Origin of the sequence: Halomonas sp. 25-S5 (genome assembly GCF_029889845.1) — a bacterium.
GTDB lineage: Bacteria > Pseudomonadota > Gammaproteobacteria > Pseudomonadales > Halomonadaceae > Halomonas.
Genome location: NZ_JARANV010000008.1, coordinates 60,918 through 78,365 on the forward strand (window position 1 = coordinate 60,918; position 17,448 = coordinate 78,365).

16 protein-coding genes are annotated in these 17,448 nt (G+C 66.7%); 3 read left to right on the plus strand and 13 right to left on the minus strand.

Features of this window, described 5'->3' with window-relative positions; all coding sequences use genetic code 11:
* Window positions 1-73: 73 nt before the first annotated feature.
* Together OP498_RS07890 and OP498_RS07895 are read right to left on the minus strand one after the other, a co-directional pair.
* Window positions 74-1,870, minus strand: a complete 1,797-nt coding sequence (locus OP498_RS07890; RefSeq protein WP_280546111.1) for a sodium:solute symporter family protein — start codon at window positions 1,868-1,870, stop codon at window positions 74-76.
* Window positions 1,871-1,876: 6 nt separating this feature from the next.
* On the minus strand, window positions 1,877-2,137 hold the full coding sequence (locus OP498_RS07895; RefSeq protein WP_106230608.1) for a DUF4212 domain-containing protein: 261 nt from the start codon (window positions 2,135-2,137) through the stop codon (window positions 1,877-1,879).
* 532 nt (window positions 2,138-2,669) lie between these two features.
* Between OP498_RS07895 and OP498_RS07900 the strand changes: the two genes are divergently transcribed.
* The 3 genes from OP498_RS07900 to ttcA all read left to right on the plus strand — a co-directional run bounded on the left by OP498_RS07900 (window position 2,670) and on the right by ttcA (window position 6,181).
* The gene (locus tag OP498_RS07900) at window positions 2,670-4,493 is read left to right on the plus strand and encodes a DUF294 nucleotidyltransferase-like domain-containing protein (protein ID WP_280553172.1); all 1,824 of its coding nucleotides are present in this window, start codon (window positions 2,670-2,672) and stop codon (window positions 4,491-4,493) included.
* 49 nt (window positions 4,494-4,542) lie between these two features.
* Window positions 4,543-5,169: a 3'-5' exonuclease gene (locus OP498_RS07905; RefSeq protein ID WP_280553173.1), complete on the plus strand. Its 627-nt coding sequence runs from the start codon at window positions 4,543-4,545 to the stop codon at window positions 5,167-5,169.
* A 91-nt stretch (window positions 5,170-5,260) separates the two neighbouring features.
* On the plus strand, window positions 5,261-6,181 hold the full coding sequence (ttcA, locus tag OP498_RS07910) for a tRNA 2-thiocytidine(32) synthetase TtcA (RefSeq protein ID WP_280546106.1): 921 nt from the start codon (window positions 5,261-5,263) through the stop codon (window positions 6,179-6,181).
* Window positions 6,182-6,286: 105 nt separating this feature from the next.
* On the opposite strand, the gene fnr is transcribed toward ttcA, so the two are convergent.
* From fnr to ccoN, 11 genes are all read right to left on the minus strand, one after another.
* Complete coding sequence (fnr, locus tag OP498_RS07915; protein WP_280546105.1) at window positions 6,287-7,030, minus strand: fumarate/nitrate reduction transcriptional regulator Fnr; 744 nt, start codon at window positions 7,028-7,030, stop codon at window positions 6,287-6,289.
* A 116-nt stretch (window positions 7,031-7,146) separates the two neighbouring features.
* The gene (gene hemN, locus OP498_RS07920; protein WP_280553174.1) at window positions 7,147-8,529 is read right to left on the minus strand and encodes an oxygen-independent coproporphyrinogen III oxidase; all 1,383 of its coding nucleotides are present in this window, start codon (window positions 8,527-8,529) and stop codon (window positions 7,147-7,149) included.
* A 97-nt stretch (window positions 8,530-8,626) separates the two neighbouring features.
* Window positions 8,627-9,325: a sulfite exporter TauE/SafE family protein gene (locus tag OP498_RS07925; protein WP_280546103.1), complete on the minus strand. Its 699-nt coding sequence runs from the start codon at window positions 9,323-9,325 to the stop codon at window positions 8,627-8,629.
* Window positions 9,325-9,540: a cbb3-type cytochrome oxidase assembly protein CcoS gene (ccoS, locus tag OP498_RS07930; protein WP_280553175.1), complete on the minus strand. Its 216-nt coding sequence runs from the start codon at window positions 9,538-9,540 to the stop codon at window positions 9,325-9,327. The genes OP498_RS07925 and ccoS overlap by 1 nt, the downstream gene beginning before the upstream one ends.
* Window positions 9,537-12,020, minus strand: coding sequence for a heavy metal translocating P-type ATPase (locus tag OP498_RS07935; protein ID WP_280553176.1), 2,484 nt, complete (start codon window positions 12,018-12,020; stop codon window positions 9,537-9,539). The genes ccoS and OP498_RS07935 overlap by 4 nt, the downstream gene beginning before the upstream one ends.
* 19 nt (window positions 12,021-12,039) lie before the next feature.
* Window positions 12,040-12,552, minus strand: coding sequence for a FixH family protein (locus tag OP498_RS07940; RefSeq protein WP_280553177.1), 513 nt, complete (start codon window positions 12,550-12,552; stop codon window positions 12,040-12,042).
* Window positions 12,552-13,985 carry a cytochrome c oxidase accessory protein CcoG gene (gene ccoG / locus OP498_RS07945; RefSeq protein WP_280553178.1) on the minus strand — a complete coding sequence of 478 codons (1,434 nt, stop codon included), beginning with the start codon at window positions 13,983-13,985 and terminating at the stop codon, window positions 12,552-12,554. Before ccoG ends, OP498_RS07940 begins: the two co-directional genes overlap by 1 nt.
* Before the next feature lie 135 nt (window positions 13,986-14,120).
* A complete protein-coding gene (gene ccoP / locus OP498_RS07950; RefSeq protein WP_280553179.1) occupies window positions 14,121-15,050 on the minus strand; it encodes a cytochrome-c oxidase, cbb3-type subunit III in 930 nt (309 codons plus the stop codon).
* Window positions 15,047-15,259, minus strand: a complete 213-nt coding sequence (locus tag OP498_RS07955) for a cbb3-type cytochrome c oxidase subunit 3 (protein ID WP_280553180.1) — start codon at window positions 15,257-15,259, stop codon at window positions 15,047-15,049. The genes ccoP and OP498_RS07955 overlap by 4 nt, the downstream gene beginning before the upstream one ends.
* A 2-nt stretch (window positions 15,260-15,261) precedes the next feature.
* Window positions 15,262-15,870 (minus strand): cytochrome-c oxidase, cbb3-type subunit II, encoded by a 609-nt coding sequence (ccoO, locus tag OP498_RS07960; RefSeq protein WP_280546094.1) that lies wholly within the window; start codon window positions 15,868-15,870, stop codon window positions 15,262-15,264.
* A gap of 23 nt (window positions 15,871-15,893) precedes the next feature.
* Window positions 15,894-17,318, minus strand: a complete 1,425-nt coding sequence (gene ccoN / locus OP498_RS07965) for a cytochrome-c oxidase, cbb3-type subunit I (protein WP_280546093.1) — start codon at window positions 17,316-17,318, stop codon at window positions 15,894-15,896.
* Window positions 17,319-17,448 lie beyond the last annotated feature (130 nt).

The following is a 17,448-nucleotide window of genomic DNA, read 5'->3' on the forward strand; positions in this document are numbered from 1 at the left end:
GGGCTTCCCTGAGGAAGCCCGATCGGTAGTGGTTGGTCTGGCCCGGCTAGCCGGGCCAGGAGGCCATTATGGCTCAGTGCCCGGTCGCGACACCAGCACCCTTCGGATAGCGGACGCTTTCCACCAGATCCTGGATCTCCTGCGGAGGCTCCTCGGTCACACTGGAGACGGCGAAGGCCACGGCGAAGTTGAAGATCGCGCCGACCGCGCCGAAGGACAGCGGCGAAATGCCGAATATCCAGTTGTCCGGCGTGTTGGCCAGCATGTTGGTGCCCGGAATGAACAGCCAGCCCAGATAGGTGAAGATGTAGAGCAGGGTCGTGCCCAGGCCGGTCAGCATGCCGGCAACGGCGCCCTTGTTGTTCACCCGCTTGGAGAAGATGCCCATCATCAGCACCGGGAACAGTGAGGCACCGGCGATACCGAAGGCCAGCGCCACCGTCTGTGCTGCGAAGCCCGGGGGATTCAGGCCCAGGTAGGTCGCCAGCAGGATGGCGCCGGCCATGGAGATCCGCGCCGCCAGCATCTCGCCCTTCTCGGAGATCCTCGGGTTGATCATGGTCTTGATCAGGTCATGGCTGATGGCCGAGGAGATGGCCAGCAGCAGGCCGGCGGCCGTGGACAGTGCCGCGGCGATACCACCGGCAGCGATCAGGCCGATGACCCAGCTCGGCAGGTTGGCGATCTCCGGGTTGGCGAGTACCAGGATATCGTTGTTGACGACCAGTTCGCTGCCTGCCCAGCCACGCTGTTCGGCGGTGTCGGCGAAGGCTTCGTTGCCGTCGTTGTAGACCTGGATGCGGCCGTCGTCGTTCTTGTCCGTGTAGGTGATCAGGCCAGTCTCTTCCCAGGTCCGCACCCACTCGGGACGTTCCTCGTAGAGGATGGGGTTGGAGGCGGCTTCATCGTAGTTCTCCACCTGGCCGGCCATTTCCGGATAGACGGTGGTCATCAGGTTCAGGCGTGCCATGGAACCCACCGCGGGAGCGGTCAGGTAGAGCAGGGCGATGAACACCAGGGCCCAGCCGGCAGACCAGCGGGCATCGGCCACCTTCGGCACGGTGAAGAAGCGGATGATGACGTGGGGCAGACCCGCGGTACCAACCATCAGCGACAGTGTGAACAACACCATGTTGAGCTTGTTATCGACGTCGGCCGTGTAGTCACGGAAGCCCAGCGCATTGATCACGTCATCCAGCTTCGCCAGCAGTGGCACACCGGATTCGGTGTGGGTGCTGAACAGGCCAAGACCCGGAATGGGGTTGCCGGTCAGTTCCAGCGAGATGAACACGGCCGGGATGGTGTAGGCGATGATCAGCACGATGTACTGGGCCACCTGGGTGTAGGTGATGCCCTTCATGCCGCCGAAGACCGCATACAGGAAGACGATGAAGGCCGCGATCCAGATGCCCCAGGTGTTGGAGACCTCCAGGAAGCGGGAGAAGGCCACGCCGGCACCGGTCATCTGGCCGATGACGTAGGTGATGGAGGCGACGACCAGGCAGATGACGGCGACCAGGCGAGCGGTGTTGCTGTAGAAGCGGTCACCGATGAAGTCGGGCACCGTGAACTTGCCGAACTTGCGCAGGTAGGGCGCCAGCAGCATGGCCAGGATGACGTAGCCGCCGGTCCAGCCCATCAGGAAGGTGGAGTTGGCGTAGCCCCCGGAGGCCAGCAAGCCGGCCATGGAGATGAAGGAGGCGGCGGACATCCAGTCGGCGGCCGTGGCCATGCCGTTGGTGATCGGGTGAACGCCGCCACCAGCCACGTAGAAGTCCTTGGTCGAGCCCGCTCGGGCCCAGATCGCGATGCCGATGTAGAGGGCGAAGGAGGCCCCTACGAACAGCAGGTTGATTGCAAACTGACTCATGCTGACTTACTCCCCGAGTCCGAACTGTTTATCGAGACGGTTCATCTTCCACGCGTAGAAGAAGATGATGCCGATGAAGGTCAGGATCGAACCCTGTTGGGCGAACCAGAAGCCCAGGTCCGTCCCGCCGACGGGAATGCCAGCCAGCAGCGGGCGAAGAAGGATGGCGCAGCCGTAGGACACCAGAGCCCAGACGATCAGGCACCCCGTGATCAGGCGTACGTTCGCCTTCCAGTAAGCAGCGGCATTGGCTTTGTCGTCTGCCATAGTGTTGCTCTCCACGTGTTGTTCAGGTTGGGAAGTTGCCCAGAGCGTTGTTGATGTCACTCATCAGGACAGTCGTGTCGACGGAGCCAGCTTGGCCCGCGCAGGCTGGGTCAGCCTGTCATCAGGTTGCCCGCTCCATGTCGAGGTGCATCGTTGACGCGGGATTGTCCTGCATGGCTCCTGGCCAATAGTGGGCAGCAAACGCCTAAAATAAATCCCAGACTTTCGTATCATGAAAAGATACCGATGGAAGGCGTATCCGATAAAAGCTTTTTTATCAGTAGGTTAAAATTGTGCTGCAGGCGAGATGGCGGCGCGGGAGGGGCGTGCATAGGACGATGGTATAGCCCCGAAATCCGGGGCGGTTAATGCGCGCCCCGGGGTGGTCTTTGACGATGGTATAAGGCCACCCGGATAGGACGATTGTCTAGGTTATTTACTGAAACCCGACTTTGCTATCTTGGAGCCTCGCGGGAATCGACGCACAACCTAGCCAGCGGGGTGGTGATCACCGCGCAACGAGGACGGCCCCATGGTCGATGTAGAACTCACACAGCCGCCATTCACCTTCCTCGACGAGGAGGGCCGGGAGCGCGTACGCAGCGGCATCGACCTGGCCTACTTCGACCGTGATGAGATCATCCTCGATGCCGGCCAGCCCGGGGAGTATGTGTTCCTGATCCACAAGGGCGAGGTCGCCGAGCTCGACCCGACCCTGCCCGGCGCCCAGTCACGCATCGGCCACTACACCGCCGGTGACCTGTTCGGGGCCATCAGTATCCTCAACGGCAATAGCCGTTATCGCTTCCGGGCCGAGCAGGAGTGTCTCTGCTACCTGCTGCCCAAGGGCTTGTTCAAGCAGCTCTGCGAGGCCTATCCGGCCTTCTCCGAGTTCTTCCGCCAGCGCCTGGCACAGAAGACCCGGCTGCTCACCGAACGCCGCGCCGAGGGCGGGGTGACCATGGCCGGCTTCATGCTCGCCCGGGTCGGTGAATGCATGCGCGACCCGCTGCTCGTCGAGGGCACGACCAGCATCGCCGAGGCGGTCCACACCCTGAACGACAGCCATGCCGACAGCCTGCTGGTGAAGGGCGAGGACGGGTCCGGGATGGTCACCAAGACCGACCTGCTCAATGCCCTGGTGCTCAAGGGGCTGGCCCATGAGAGCCCGGTGCAGGCGGTGGCCCACTACCAGCTGATCACGGCGACGCCGGGCCAGTACCTGTTCGAGGTGCTGGTCCAGATGACCCGCTTCAAGGTGGAGCGGGTGGTGGTGATGGAGGACGTTGCGCCGGTGGGGGTGGTGGAGCTCACCGACGTGCTCAGCTACTTCTCCAGCCGCAGCTACGTGGTCAGCCTGCAGGTGGAGCAGGCCAACAGCCTCGAGGCGCTGGCCGCCGCCAGTCGCCGCACCCCGGAACTGGTGCGTGCCCTGATGGCCCAGGGCGTCAAGCTGCGCTTCGCCATGGGGCTGCTGGCGGCCCTCAACGGACGTATCATGAACAAGGCCTGGGGCTTTCTGATCGACGAGCGCTACCACGCCGACAGCTGCCTGATCGTGATGGGCAGCGAAGGGCGTGGCGAGCAGATCCTCAAGACCGATCAGGACAATGGCCTGATACTCGCCGACGACCTGGAGTGGCCCGACTGCCATGAGCAGATGCAGCGCCTCACCGAGACGCTGATCGAGCTGGGCTATCCGCCCTGCCCGGGCAACATCATGGTCTCCAACCCGGAATGGGTCGGCACCGAGACCCAGTGGCGCGGACGCATCGCACAGTGGGCGGCGACCCGCGACGGCGAGAGCCTGATGCGGCTGGCCATCATGCTCGATTCCCACGCCGTGGCGGGCAACCCGGCTCTGCTCGAGCGGCTGCGCGAGGCACTCTTCGAGCACTGCAGCCGCGACGAGATCCTGCTCTCCTACTTCGCGCGCACGGCACTGCGCTTCTCCACGCCGCTGACGCTGTTCGGCTCCCTGAAGAAGCCGCAGCACGGCGTCGACATCAAGAAGGGCGGCATCTTCCCGATCGTCCACGGGGTGCGCACCCTGGCGCTGGAGCGTCGCATCACCGCGACCTCCACCCTGGACCGGCTCGCGGCGCTGGTCGCCGACGGTCGCCTGGAGGAGCGCTTCGCCGAGGACCTGGGGGAGGCCCTGTCGCTGTTCACCGAGCTGCGACTGCGCCAGCAGCTCGACCGCCTCGACGGCTCGCAAGGCCGAGGCGAGCAGCCCGATCGGGTGGTGGTCCAGGAACTCTCCTCGCTGGAGCGGGACCTGCTGCGCGAGGCACTGCATATCGTCAAGGACTTCAAGCAGCGGCTGTCGCACCGCTTCCACCTCGAGTACTCGTGAGCCACGGGCACTCGCTCAGGGAACGACAACGACAACAGGAGGTTCATCCATGCTCAAGGCACTCAGGCGCGCCGCCGATCGTCGACGACAGGCCCACGGCGACTACGGCTGGCTCTTCTCCCCTTACACCGGGGACGAGATGGTCGCCATCGACTGCGAGACCACCGGGCTCGATACCCGCCACGCCGAGCTGGTGTCGCTGGCCGCGGTGCGCATCCGCGGTGACCGAGTCCTGACCAGCGATTCGCTCGACCTGCGCCTGGCGAGGCCGGCGAGCCTCTCTGGCGACTCGATCCGCATCCACGGCCTGCGCGCCATCGACCTGGCCGATGGCGCGGGTGTCGAGGAGGCCCTGGCGCAGTTCCTGGACTTCGTCGGCAACCGCCCGCTGGTCGGCTGGTGCCTGGACTTCGACCTGGCGATGCTCAACCGCTACCTGCGCCCCCTCTTCGGCTTCGACCTGCCCAATGCCGGCATCGACGTGGCCCAGACCTACCAGCGCCAGCTGCGCCGCAGCCATCCCGAGCTGGATGTCCGGCCGCGCTTCGAGCAGGTGGCCGAGCGCCTGGGGGTGCCGGTCATGGGGCGACACACCGCCCTGGGCGATGCCGTCACCACGGCACTCATCCATCTGCGCCTGGCGCGAGGTCCCATGCTGGCGGAACGGCTTTGCTGATCCTCGTGCCCGGGGTGCGCTTCGCCTGGCCGTGGCGAGGGTGATAGGATAGCGCCCGTCATTTCCAGCCGCCCAGGCAGCGCCCGAGACCATGCAAGACGCCCTGATGTTCGACCCCCGTGACACCGCCGCGCCCGATGGCCCGTCCCCCACAGAGCCTGCGTCGACCCTCGAGGGCCTCGATGCCCGAGGCAAGCGCGAGTTCAACAAGCTGCACAAGCGCCTGCGTCGCCAGGTGGGCAATGCGATCATCGACTACGGCATGATCCATGAGGGTGACCGGGTGATGGTCTGCCTCAGCGGGGGCAAGGACAGCTACACCCTGCTGGAGATCCTGCGCAACCTGCAGCGCAACGCCCCGGTCAACTTCTCGCTGGTGGCGGTGAACCTCGACCAGAAGCAGCCCGGTTTTCCGGAACACGTGCTGCCGGCCTACCTGGAGGGCATCGGCGTCGAGTACCATATCCTCGAGCGTGACACCTACTCGGTGGTCAAGGAGAAGACCCCCGAGGGCAAGACCACCTGCGCGCTCTGCTCGCGGCTGCGGCGGGGCTCGCTCTACGGCTTCGCGGAGGAGATCGGTGCCACCAAGGTGGCGCTGGGCCACCACCGCGAGGACATCCTCGAGACGCTGTTTCTCAATATGTTCTTCGGCGGCAGCCTCAAGGCGATGCCGCCCAAGCTGCTCTCCGACGATGGCCGCAACATGGTCATCCGTCCGCTCGCCTACTGCCGCGAGGCGGACATCGCCGAGTTCGCTCGGCTGATGGACTTCCCGATCATTCCCTGCAACCTCTGCGGCTCTCAGCCCAACCTGCAGCGCCAGGTGGTCAAGGAGATGCTGGCCGAGTGGGAGACGACGCATCCCGGCCGTCTCGAGAGCATGTTCAAGGCGGTCACCAACGTAGCGCCCTCGCAGCTGGCCGACCGCGAGCTCTTCGACTTCGCCGGCCTCGAGGAGAAGCAGGCGCAGAGGCAGGCCGACCGCATCGATATCCATCAGGAGCTGTAAGCTTTAAGCCGTAAGCGGCAAGACAATCGAATCGCCCCCGTGACAAGGTCACGGGGGCGATTCGATTCAGGCTGGCTTCGAGCTTCGAGCTTCGAGCTTCGAGCTTTAGTGCGCGCCCTCCTCCTCGGCCACTTCGATCAGCGCCGCCAGGTCGAGGATGTTGACCTCGCGACCGGAAACGGCCACCAGTCCCTGTGACTGGAAGCGGCCCAGGATGCGGCTGACGGTCTCCACGGCCAGCCCCAGGTAGTTGCCGATGTCGGCTCGGGACATGGAGAGCCGGAAGCTGTAGGGGGAGTAGCCGCGACGGCGGAAGCGGTCGGAGAGGCTGGTGAAGAAGCTGGCCAGGCGCTGGTCGGCGGTCTTGCGTGAGAGCAGCCGCATCATGCGGCGATCGTCGCGCATCTCCTTGCTCATGCTGCGGTAGAGCTGGCCCCGAAGCTCGGGCAGCGACTCGGAGAGGGCGTCGAGACGGTCGAAGGGAATCTCGCACACCGTGGTGGTCTCCAGGGCCACGACCGTGCCGGGGTAGCGTTCCTCGGCGATGCCGTCGAGTCCCACCAGTTCGCTGGGCAGGTAGAAGTTGGTGAGTTGGTCCTCGCCGCTGCCCTCGGTGGTCACCTGCTTGAGGCTGCCGGAGCGCACCGCGAAGACGCTGGTGAAGGAGCTGCCTTGGCGGAACAGCGACTCGCCCTTCTTGAGCGGCGCCCGACGCCGGATGATGGCGTCGAACTGGTCCATGTCCTGAACCTCGAGCGCCAGGGGCAGGCAGAGCGAGCTCAGGCTGCACGTCTGGCAGCGGGTCTCGTTCAGCAATGAACGGCACCTACCGGTCGCGGTGTCGGGCATGCTCTCCTCCATGAATGATGACTCTCGTCACAGTATGGAGGATTGTCGTCCACCGGCAAAGCCTCCCTTAGGAGGTACTCCCCCGCGTGAGCGCGAGATGCCATGCGCCGTGCCGGTCAGGCGGCACGGGCATCGAAGGCCGCGGCCAGGCGGTGGACCAGCAGCCGCCCCGCCGGCGTGACCTCGAGACACTGACCGCGCCGCCTCACCAGGCCGTCCCGTTCGGCCGGCGCCAGCCGGGCCAGGGCCTCGTTCAGGTGTGCTCCGGCATCCAGGTCGAACGCCTGCCCGAGCACGGCCAGGTCCAGGCGCATGTCGCACATCAGGCGCTCGATGGCGCGGGCTCGCAGGCGGTCGTCATCGGTCAATCGCAGGCCCCGCTCCACCGGCAGGCGACCGGCATCGAGGCGTGCCTCGTAGTCGCCCAGGGCCATGGGGTTGCGGGCGGCGATGCCGCCCAGCCGGCTGAGCGCACTCACGCCCAGGCCCAGTTGGTCGCCGGCGGGAAGCGCGCTGTAGCCACTCAGGCTGCGCGACATCAGGCCCCGGGCCTGGGCCGTGGCCAGCGGATCCTCGGGGCGGGCGAAGAGTTCCATGCCGATGTGCACGTAGCCGGCACCGGCAAGCATCGCGAGGGCGGTGTCGAGGATGGCCAGCTGCTCCCCCGGCGGCGGCAGTTCCTCGGCCCGGATCCGGCGCTGGGCCGTGAAACGCTCGGGCCGGTGGTCGTAGGGGAACAGCGACAGGCGGGCCGGGGCCATGGCGATCACCTGCTCGAGGGTCTCGGCGAAGCGCTCTCGAGTCTGGCCGGGCAGGCCATACATCAGTTCCAGCCCCAGGGAGCGGAAGCCCAGCCGATGAGCCTCGTCGATCAGCTGTTCGGTGAGCACTCGGGGCTGGTGGCGGTTGATGGCGCGCTGGACCCGCGGGTCCAGGTCCAGCACCGACAGGCTCAGGCGGTTGAAGCCCAGGGCCTGGAGATGGCGCAGGGTGAAGACATCGGCGTCCCGGGGGTCGACCTTGATGCTGTAGTCCCGGTGACGCGAGCCCGACAGCCCGAAGCGTGCGTCGAGCCGGTCGATCAGGTCGCTCATCTGGTCGAGGGTCAGGAAGGTTGGGGTTCCGCCGCCCCAGTGGAGCTGCGACACCTCCCGTGAGCCCTCCAGGTGGCGCGAGGTCAGCACCATTTCCCGGTCGAGCCGCGAGAGGTAGGGCTCGGCGCGCCGAGTGCTCTGTTCGGTCACCCGGGTACAGGCGCAGTGGTGGCAGCTGTGGCGGCAGAAGGGTACGTGCACGTAGAGTGATAGGTCCTGCCCGCTGGCGTTGCTGCGCGCCAGGGCCGCCGTCAGGTCCGAGTCCGAGAACGCCGTGGTGAAGCTGTCGGCGCTGGGGTAGCTGGTGTAGCGCGGCCCACCGGCGCCATGACGGCGCAGCACGCCCGCGTCGCGGATCAGGGTGGAGCCGCTGGGACGGTCACCGACGACGGCTCGAGCGGACATGGAGGGCACTCCGGAGGTTGAACGTGCCTTCATGCTAGCGCCGAGCGCCGGGGACCGCGTTGAGCTGCGTCAAGCGAAGCGGGAATCGCGTCGGGGGTCAGTGGCCCACCGAGGCGCGCAGCAGCGTCCACAGCTGCCAGAGGGCGAAGGCGATGATCGACAGCGCGGCCAGCGTCCGGGTGGCCGGGTGGCGGATCAGGGTGCCGAGCTGGCGGGCGGCCAGCCCGGTGGCCAGCAGGGCCGGCAGGGTGCCGAGGCCGAAGGCACCCATCAGGGCGGCGCCGCGCCAGGGTTCGGCGATGGCCAGGCTCCAGGCGAGCATGGAGTAGACCAGCCCGCAGGGCAGCCAGCCCCACACCGCCCCCAGGGCCACCGCCTGGGGCACCTGTACCACCGGCATCAGGCGCCGACCCAGCGGCTCGAGATGCGTCCAGAGCCGGCGCCCCAGGGCCTCGACTCGCAGCAGCCCCTTCCACCAGTCGGCGATGTAGAGGGCCATCAGGATCAGCATCACCGCGGCCAGGGCCTGGAGAACCAGGCGCGCCTGGGGGGCGAGGGCGACCAGGGTGCCGAGCCCCGCCACCAGGGCGCCGGCCACCATGTAGCTGGCGATCCGGCCCAGGTTGTAGCCCAGCAGCAGCCCGGAGAGGCGTGCCGGGCTGCGCATGCTGGGCGGGACGGCGAAGGTCAGGGCGCTCATGATGCCGCCGCACATGCCGATGCAGTGGGCACCACCGAGCAGGCCGAAGACGAAGGCGGCGGCCAGCGGGGGCAGGTCGAGGCCGGTGGGGTTCATCAGTCGCGGCCTTCCTCGTCGTCGCAGGGGGCGTCACGCTCAAGGGGCCGCCGGTCGTCCTTCGGGCGGTCGTTGTCGTCCTCGTCGAAGAGGATGCGGTAGGCGGGTCCCTCCAGGTCCTCGAACTGGTCGTGCTTGACGGCCCAGAAGAAGGCCCAGACGGCCAGCCCCAGCAGGATCAGTGAGAGGGGGATCAGCAGGTAGAGGATGCTCATGCGTTCACCAGCCTGGTGGCGTCGCTGCCGACCTGGCGTGAGGGGGCGTCCCGAGTCAGGCGCAGGGCATTGCCGACGACCACCAGGGAGCTGGCCGACATGCCGATGGCCGCCAGCCAGGGAGGCACGAACCCCATGGCCGCCAGGGGCAGCGCCGAGATGTTGTAGACCAGCGACCAGGCCAGGTTCTGGCGGATGATCCGCCGGGTGGCCCGGCCGGTCTCGATGGCCTCGACGATACGCCCCAGGCGCGGGCCGAGCAAGACGGCGTCGGCGCGGGTGCGTGCCAGGTCGGTGGCACCGTTCATGGCGATGGCCACGTCGGCGCCGGCCAGTACCGGCACGTCGTTGATGCCGTCCCCGACCATGGCCACGCGTTCGCCGCTGGCCTGCAGGGCCTGGAGGCGGGCCAGCTTGTCCTCGGGGGTGGCCGCCGCCTGCCAGGTGTCGATGCCCAGGCGCCGGGCCATGTCCGCCACCGCCGAGGGGGTGTCGCCGGAGAGCAGTTCCACTGCCAGGCCCCGCCCCCGCAGGGCCACGACCGTCTCCCGGGCATCCTCCCGGAGGTGGTCATGGAGGGCGAACCAGGCCCGCGGCTGGCCCTCCTCGGCCAGCAGCAGCCACTGCCCCTCGCCGGGCAGCGCCGGGGGGGCCTCGGGGGCGGCGAACTCGGGCCTGCCGAGCCGCCAGCGGCGATCGTCGATCCTGCCCTCCAGGCCCTGGCCGGGTCGGCTGAGCACCTCGTCGGCCGTGACGTCGGCCTCGCGGAAGGGCCGCCAGGCGCGCGCGATGGGATGTTCCGACTGGGCCTCCAGGGCGGCCGCCACACTGCGTGCACGGCCCGCGTCGAGCGCGCTGCCCGGGTCGCCGATCGGGCGGGTCTCGACCAGGCTCATCTCGCCGCTGGTCAGGGTGCCGGTCTTGTCGAAGATCACCCGGTCGAGCTGCGACAGCGTCTCCAGGGCATCGGCACGGGTGATCAGCACGCCGCGGCGATGCAGGCGGCCATGGCCGGCGGTGAGGGCCGTGGGCGTGGCCAGCGCCAGGGCGCAGGGACAGGTGACCACCAGCACCGATAGCGTCACCCAGAGGGCTCTCGAGGGGTCGATGAACCACCAGGCGATGGCCACCCCGAGGGAGATCAGCAGCACCTGCAGCACGAAGTGGTGGGCCATGCGCGCCGCCAATTGGGCGATGCGCGGCCGGCTGGCGAAGGCGCGGTCGGTGAGATCGACGATGCTGGCGACCCGGGCATCGGCGCCGGCGTGGGTGACGCGCACCGTCAACGGGCTCTCGATGTTCTGGCTGCCGCCGGTCACGCGATCGCCGATCCCGCGGCTCACCGGCAGGTACTCGCCGGTGAGCATCGACTCGTCGAGGCTCGACTCGCCGGACTCGATCACTCCGTCGGCCGGCACGCCATGGCCGGGCTTGACCAGCACCCGGTCGCCAGCGGCGAGCTCGCTGGCGGGCAGGATGCGCTCCTCGCCCGCCTCGGTGAGGCGGGTCGCCGAGAGCGGCAGGGCACTGGAAAGGGCGTTGCCGCTGTGCCCACTGCGGCGTCGGGCGCGGCCCTCCACGTAGCGGCCGAAGAGCAGGAAGAAGGTGAACATGGTCGCCGAGTCGAAATAGACGTCGCCGTGGCCTTTGATCACCGCATAGCCGCTGGCCAGGTAGGCGCCGCCGATGGCCAGCGATACCGTCACGTCCATGCCCAGTACCCGGGTCCGCAGATCGCGCAGCGCGTTGCGGAAGAAGGGCTGGGCCGAGAACAGCACCACCGGGGTGGCCAGGGCAAAGGAGAGCCAGTGGAAGAGGGTGAGGAAGTCGGCGCTGATCTCGCCGGGATCGGACACGTAGATGGGGATCGAGAACATCATCACCTGCATCATGCCCACGGCGGCGACGATCAGTCGGCGCACGTTCATGCGCTCCTCGTGCTGCAGGCGCTGCTGCGCTGCATCGGGCTCCCAGGGCTGGGCCGGGTAGCCGATGGCAGCCATCTCGGCGAGGATCCGCGACAGGGTGACCCGCTCGGGGTCCCAGCTGACCCGCAGGCGGTGATGGGTGAGGTTGACGGCGCTGGTGGTGATCCCCTCCAGGGCATTGAGGTGGTGCTCGATCAGCCAGGCACAGGCCGCACAGGTGATACCGTCCACGGCCAGGGTGGCATGCACCGCCCCGTCGTCTCCCTCGGGGTGCACGAAGCGTGCCTGTAGCCCCGGGTCATCGAAGACCGTCCAGGTCTCGGCGCTGGCCGCCTGGCGGTCGTCCGGTCGCTCGGGCAGCTCGGTGCGAAAGCGGTAGTAGCTCGCCAGGCCGCCATCGACGATGGCATGGGCTACCGCCTCGCAGCCGGGGCAGCACAGGGGATGTTCCTGGCCATCGAGGCGGATCCGCCAGGGCGCACCCGCCGGCACCCGGTTGCCGCAGTGGTAGCAGTGGGGGGCCGCGTCAGGCGTCTGGGGACTCTGGGTCATGGTGTCTCGTCGGCCGGCCCTAGAGGCCGGGAACCAGGGCGATCTCGTCATCGCTGGGGAAGTGAGCCTCGCCGGTCAGACGCCATTCGGCATCCTGTCCCTTTGCGGGCTGCAGGTGCAGGTACCAGCGATAGTTCAGCGGTTCGTCGATCATGGTCACATAGCGCCCGTCGCGGATATGTTCCAGGATCAGCGAGCGGTCTCGGCTGCTCTCGGTCGGAAAGATCAGCTCCAGGAAGAGCCGCGCCGGCCGGCGCTCGCCCTGCAGATCAATGACGATGTCCCCGGTGCGAGGGTCGGCGCGCATCACCGCCTTGAGACCCAAGTCGCGTGCATGCTCCTGCTTGGCCAGCTGCTTGTTGATGGCCAGGCCCTGCTTGTAGTAGTCCTGCTTCACCGTGCCGTCGTAGAAGTGGATCGACAGCGCCAGGTAGACCAGGCTGAAGGTCACCGATGAGGCCAGCAGGCCGATCAGGAACCAGGGCCAGAACTGCTTGTACCAGGGCGGGATGCTCTCGTGCTCCGCACTCATCAACGGGTCTCTCCTATGAAGCGGCTGTCGCGCTCGACGGCGATATCGGCATCTTGTGCTTCCAGTCGTAGCATGATCTCGACGCTGGGCCGGTCGATGGCCTCGGGCGGCACGCTGGCCTGGACCACCAGCTGGCGCGAGTCGCTGGCCGGCACGCTGACCTCGTGGGTATCCAGGGTCAGGCCGGGCAGGCCGGAGGCCTCCAGCCGGTAGACATGCGCCCGATTGTCGAGGTTGCGCACGGTCAGGGTATAGACGTTGCTGATGCGTCCGTCGCGGGTCATCTGGTACAGCTGGTTGCGTTCGCGTTCCACGTCGAAGCCCAGGGGCGTGCGGTCGGCCACCGCCCAGGCGAAGACGCCGACCATCACCAACAGAGCCGCCAGGTAGCCCATCAGGCGCGGCCGCAGGATGTGGGTGGGCTTGCCCTCCAGGGCGTTCTCGGTGGTGTAGCGGATCAGCCCGCGGGGATAGCCCATCTTGTCCATCACGCTGTCGCAGGCGTCGATGCAGGCCGCGCAGCTGATGCACTCGTACTGCAGGCCGTCACGGATATCGATGCCGGTGGGGCAGACCTGCACGCAGAGGTCGCAGTCGATGCAGTCGCCGTGGCCGGCGGCCCGGGCCTGCTCATGGCCGAGGCTCTTCTTGCGCGGGCCGCGAGGCTCGCCACGGGCCGCGTCGTAGGAGACGATCAAGGTATCGGCATCGAACATCACCCCCTGGAAGCGCGCATAGGGGCACATGTAGATACACACCTGCTCGCGCAGCCAGCCGGCATTGAGGTAGGTGAAGACCAGGAAGAAGCCGACCCAGAAGTAGGACCAGCCGTGGGCCTGGAGGGTGGGCAGCTCCACCACCAGGTCGCGGATGGGGGTGAAGTAACCGACGAAGGTGACCCCCGTGGCCAGGGCGATCGTAAGCCAGATGGCGTGCTTGGCGGACTTGCGCCACAGCTTGTGGGGGGTCATCGGCTGTCTGTCGAGCTTGATGCGACGGTTGCGCGACCCCTCCAGGCGGTGCTCGACCCAGATGAACAGGAAGGTCCAGACGCTCTGCGGACAGGTGTAGCCGCACCAGACGCGGCCGGCGAATACCGTGATGAAGAACAGGCCGAAGGCACAGATGATCAGCAGCCAGGAGAGCAGCATGAATTCCTGGGGATAGAAGGTCGCCGAGAAGATATGGAACTCGCGTCCCGGCAGGTCGAACCAGATCGCCGGACGGTCGCCCCAGGGCACCCAGGGCAGCAGGAAGAAGGCCAGCATCAGGGCCCAGTTGGATGCGCGGCGCAGGCGCTGGAAGATGCCCTTGATCTCGCGTACGTAGATGTGACTCCGGCTGGCGTACATCTGCTGGGTGACCGCTTCCCGTGGCGTGTGATGCTCCACGGGATCCGGGGTGACATCGCGGGTCGGGATCTTCTCGCTCATGGCAGGCTCACGGCTGGCAAGGAAGGGCAGGGCCGGGCAGGGACCGCTGCGGATGCGCATAGTGTATCGGGGTGGCCGCACAACGAGAAAGGGTGCGACCGGAGGCCGCACCCTTTCTCGTCGCAGGTCGTCGCCTCAGTCTTCCCGACTCAGGCTGTAGACGTAGGCAGCGACGAGGTGGACCTTGTCCTCGCCAATGTAGGCGGCCTGGGCCGGCATGTGGCCATTGCGGCCATTGCGCAGGGTCTGGCGCACCGAGTCGCCAAGCGACTGGCCGGGGGCCTGATAGAGCCAGGTATCGTCGGTCAGGTTGGGTGCGCCCAGGGCCTGGTTGCCGGTGCCGTCGGGGGTGTGGCAGGCGGCGCACACCGAGGCGAACACGCTGGCCCCTTTCTCGGCGCGCTGCGGGTCCTCGGCATTGCCGGAGAGCGAGAGGACGTGCTGGGCGACGTTCTCGATGTTCTCGCTGCCCAGCTGCTGCCAGGAGGGCATCAGGCCGTTACGCCCGTTGGTGAGGGTCTGGACGATGTTCTCCGGCGCGCCGCCATACAGCCAGGCGTCGTCCGTCAGGTTGGGGAAGCCGTAGCCGCCCTTGGCGTTGGAGCCGTGGCAGATCGCGCAGTTGTTGAGGAAGATGCGTTCGGCGACTCGCATGGCCTCGTTGTCCTGGGAAAGTTCCGGGATCGGCACCTCCTGGTACTGGGCAAAGATCGGTCCGAAGCGCTCCTCGGCGCGGGTGACCTCCTCTTCCCACTGGCCCTCCTGGCTCCAGCCCAGCAGGCCGGTGAAGTTGCCAAGGCCCGGGTAGAGCACCAGGTAGCCCAGCGAGAAGATCACGGTGCCCACGTAGAGCTGGAACCACCAGCGCGGCAGCGGGTTGTCGTACTCCTCGATCCCGTCGGCGGCGTGGCCGGTGGTGCCCACGTTGCCCTCGGCATCCGGGGTCTTGTCGGTCTGGCGGTTGGCGAAGAGCAGCCAGAAGGCAATCCCGATGGTGCCCAGCGTGATGACGATGATCCAGGCACTCCAGAAGCTGGAAAGGGAGTCACCCCAAAAATTGTTCATGTGTTCTTCTCTCCCTTGTCGTGTCGGGAATCGGCCTCGCGGGAGGCGCTCTGGTCACGGTTCGGCGGCTCATCGTCGTCGGCGAAGGGTAGGTTGGCTGCTTCGTCGAAGTCCGGCTTGCGTCGCTTCGAGTAGGCCCACAGCGTGAGCCCCACGAAGGCGATGATCAGCAGGATGATGATCACACCGTTGACGGTCCCGTTATCCATGGTCAGCGCGAATCCTTGAGCACGGTGCCCAGCTGCTGCAGAAAGGCGACCAGCGCGGTGATCTCGCGCTCGCCGCGCACGGCCTCGCTGGCGCCGGCAATCTGCTCGTCGGTGTAGGGCACGCCCAGCATCTGCATGGCGCGCATCTCGCCGGCGATACGCTCCCCGCTCAGGGTGTTCTCGAACAGCCAGGGATAGGCGGGCATGATCGACTCCGGTACCACGTCGCGGGGGTTGTAGAGGTGGGCGCGGTGCCAGTCATCGCTGTAGCGGCCACCCACGCGGGCCAGGTCCGGGCCGGTGCGCTTGGAGCCCCACAGGAAGTTGTGGTCGTAGACCGACTCGCCTGCCACGCTGTAATGGCCGTAGCGCTCGGTTTCGGCCCGGAAGGGGCGAACCATCTGCGAATGGCAGCCGACACAGCCCTCGCGGCGGAAGACGCCGCGGCCCGCGAGCTCCAGGGGGGAGAGGGGCTCGAGGCCCTCGACCGGTTCGGTCGTCTGCTTCTGGAAGAACAGTGGGACGATCTCGGCCAGTCCCGCGAAACTGATCACCACCAGAATCAGTATGGCGAGCAGGCCGACATTCTTTTCGACGATCTCGTGTCTCATTGGTGTCTCGTTCCCTGGTTGGCTCAGGCAGTCTGCGGAAGCGGCTGACGGGCGCCTTCACCGCGCCGGACGGTCATGAAGACGTTGAAGGCCATGATCAGCATACCGGTCACCCAGCACAGGCCGCCGATCAGGCGCACGATGTAACCCGGGCCGCTGGCCTCCACGGACTCGACGAAGGTGTACATCAGGGTGCCGTCGGGATTCACGGCGCGCCACATCAGCCCCTGCAGGATGCCGTTGACCCACATGGCGGCGATGTAGAGCACGGTGCCGATGGTGGCCAGCCAGAAGTGCACGGCGATCAGGTTGACCGAGTGCATCTCGGTGCGGCCGAAGAGGCGCGGGATCAGGTGGTACATGGAGCCGATGGTGATCATCGCCACCCAGCCCAGGGCGCCGGCGTGCACGTGACCGATAGTCCAGTCGGTGTAGTGGGAGAGGGCGTTGACGGTCTTCACCGCCATCATCGGACCCTCGAAGGTGGACATGCCGTAGAAGGAGAGGGCCACCACCATGAAGCGCAGGGTCGGGTCGGTGCGCAGCTTATGCCAGGCGCCGGAGAGGGTCATCATGCCGTTGATCATGCCACCCCAGGAGGGGGCGAGCAGGATGATCGACAGGACCATGCCGAGTGACTGCGTCCAGTTGGGCAGGGCGGTATAGTGCAGGTGGTGCGGGCCGGCCCACATGTAAACCATGATCAGCGCCCAGAAGTGGACGATGGACAGGCGGTAGGAGTAGACCGGACGCTCGGCCTGCTTGGGCACGAAATAGTACATCATCCCCAGGAAACCCGCGGTCAGGAAGAAGCCCACCGCATTGTGGCCATACCACCATTGCACCATGGCGTCGATGGCGCCGGCGTAGATGGAGACGGAGAAGGTCGAACTCACCGGAATGGAGGCGCTGTTGACGATGTGCAGCACGGCCACGGTGATGATGAAGGCCGCGAAGAACCAGTTGGCCACGTAGATGTGGGAGGTCTTGCGCAGCTTGATGGTCCCCAGGAAGACGATGGCGTAGCTGATCCAGACCACGGCCAGCAGGATGTCGATCGGCCATTCGAGCTCAGCGTACTCCTTGGTGCTGGTGTAACCCAGCGGCAGGGTGACCACCGCGGAGAGGATTACCGCCTGCCAGCCCCAGAAGGTGAAGGCCGCCAGCTTGTCCGAGAACAGTCGCACCTGGCAGGTTCGCTGCACGACGTAGTACGAGGTCGCAAAGAGTGCCGAGCCGCCGAAGGCGAAGATCACGGCGTTGGTGTGGAGCGGGCGCAGGCGGCCGAAGCTCGTCCACGGTAGTCCCAGGTTCAGTTCCGGCCATACCAGTTGCGAGGCGATGATGACGCCGAGGGCCATGCCCACGATGCCCCACACCACCGTCATGATCGCGAACTGCCGAACTACCTTGTAATTGTAGGTCGGGTGTTCAAATGCTGTGCTCATGTCAGGTTCCCATCGAACGCGGTTTGGGGGTGTCCCGCGGCATTCTGCCTCGGGGTGACCTCCGCAGGATGATGCAGGTCTATAACCAATGCTGATTCTAGCGCAGGCTTACAGCAAGCTGAACACGCCA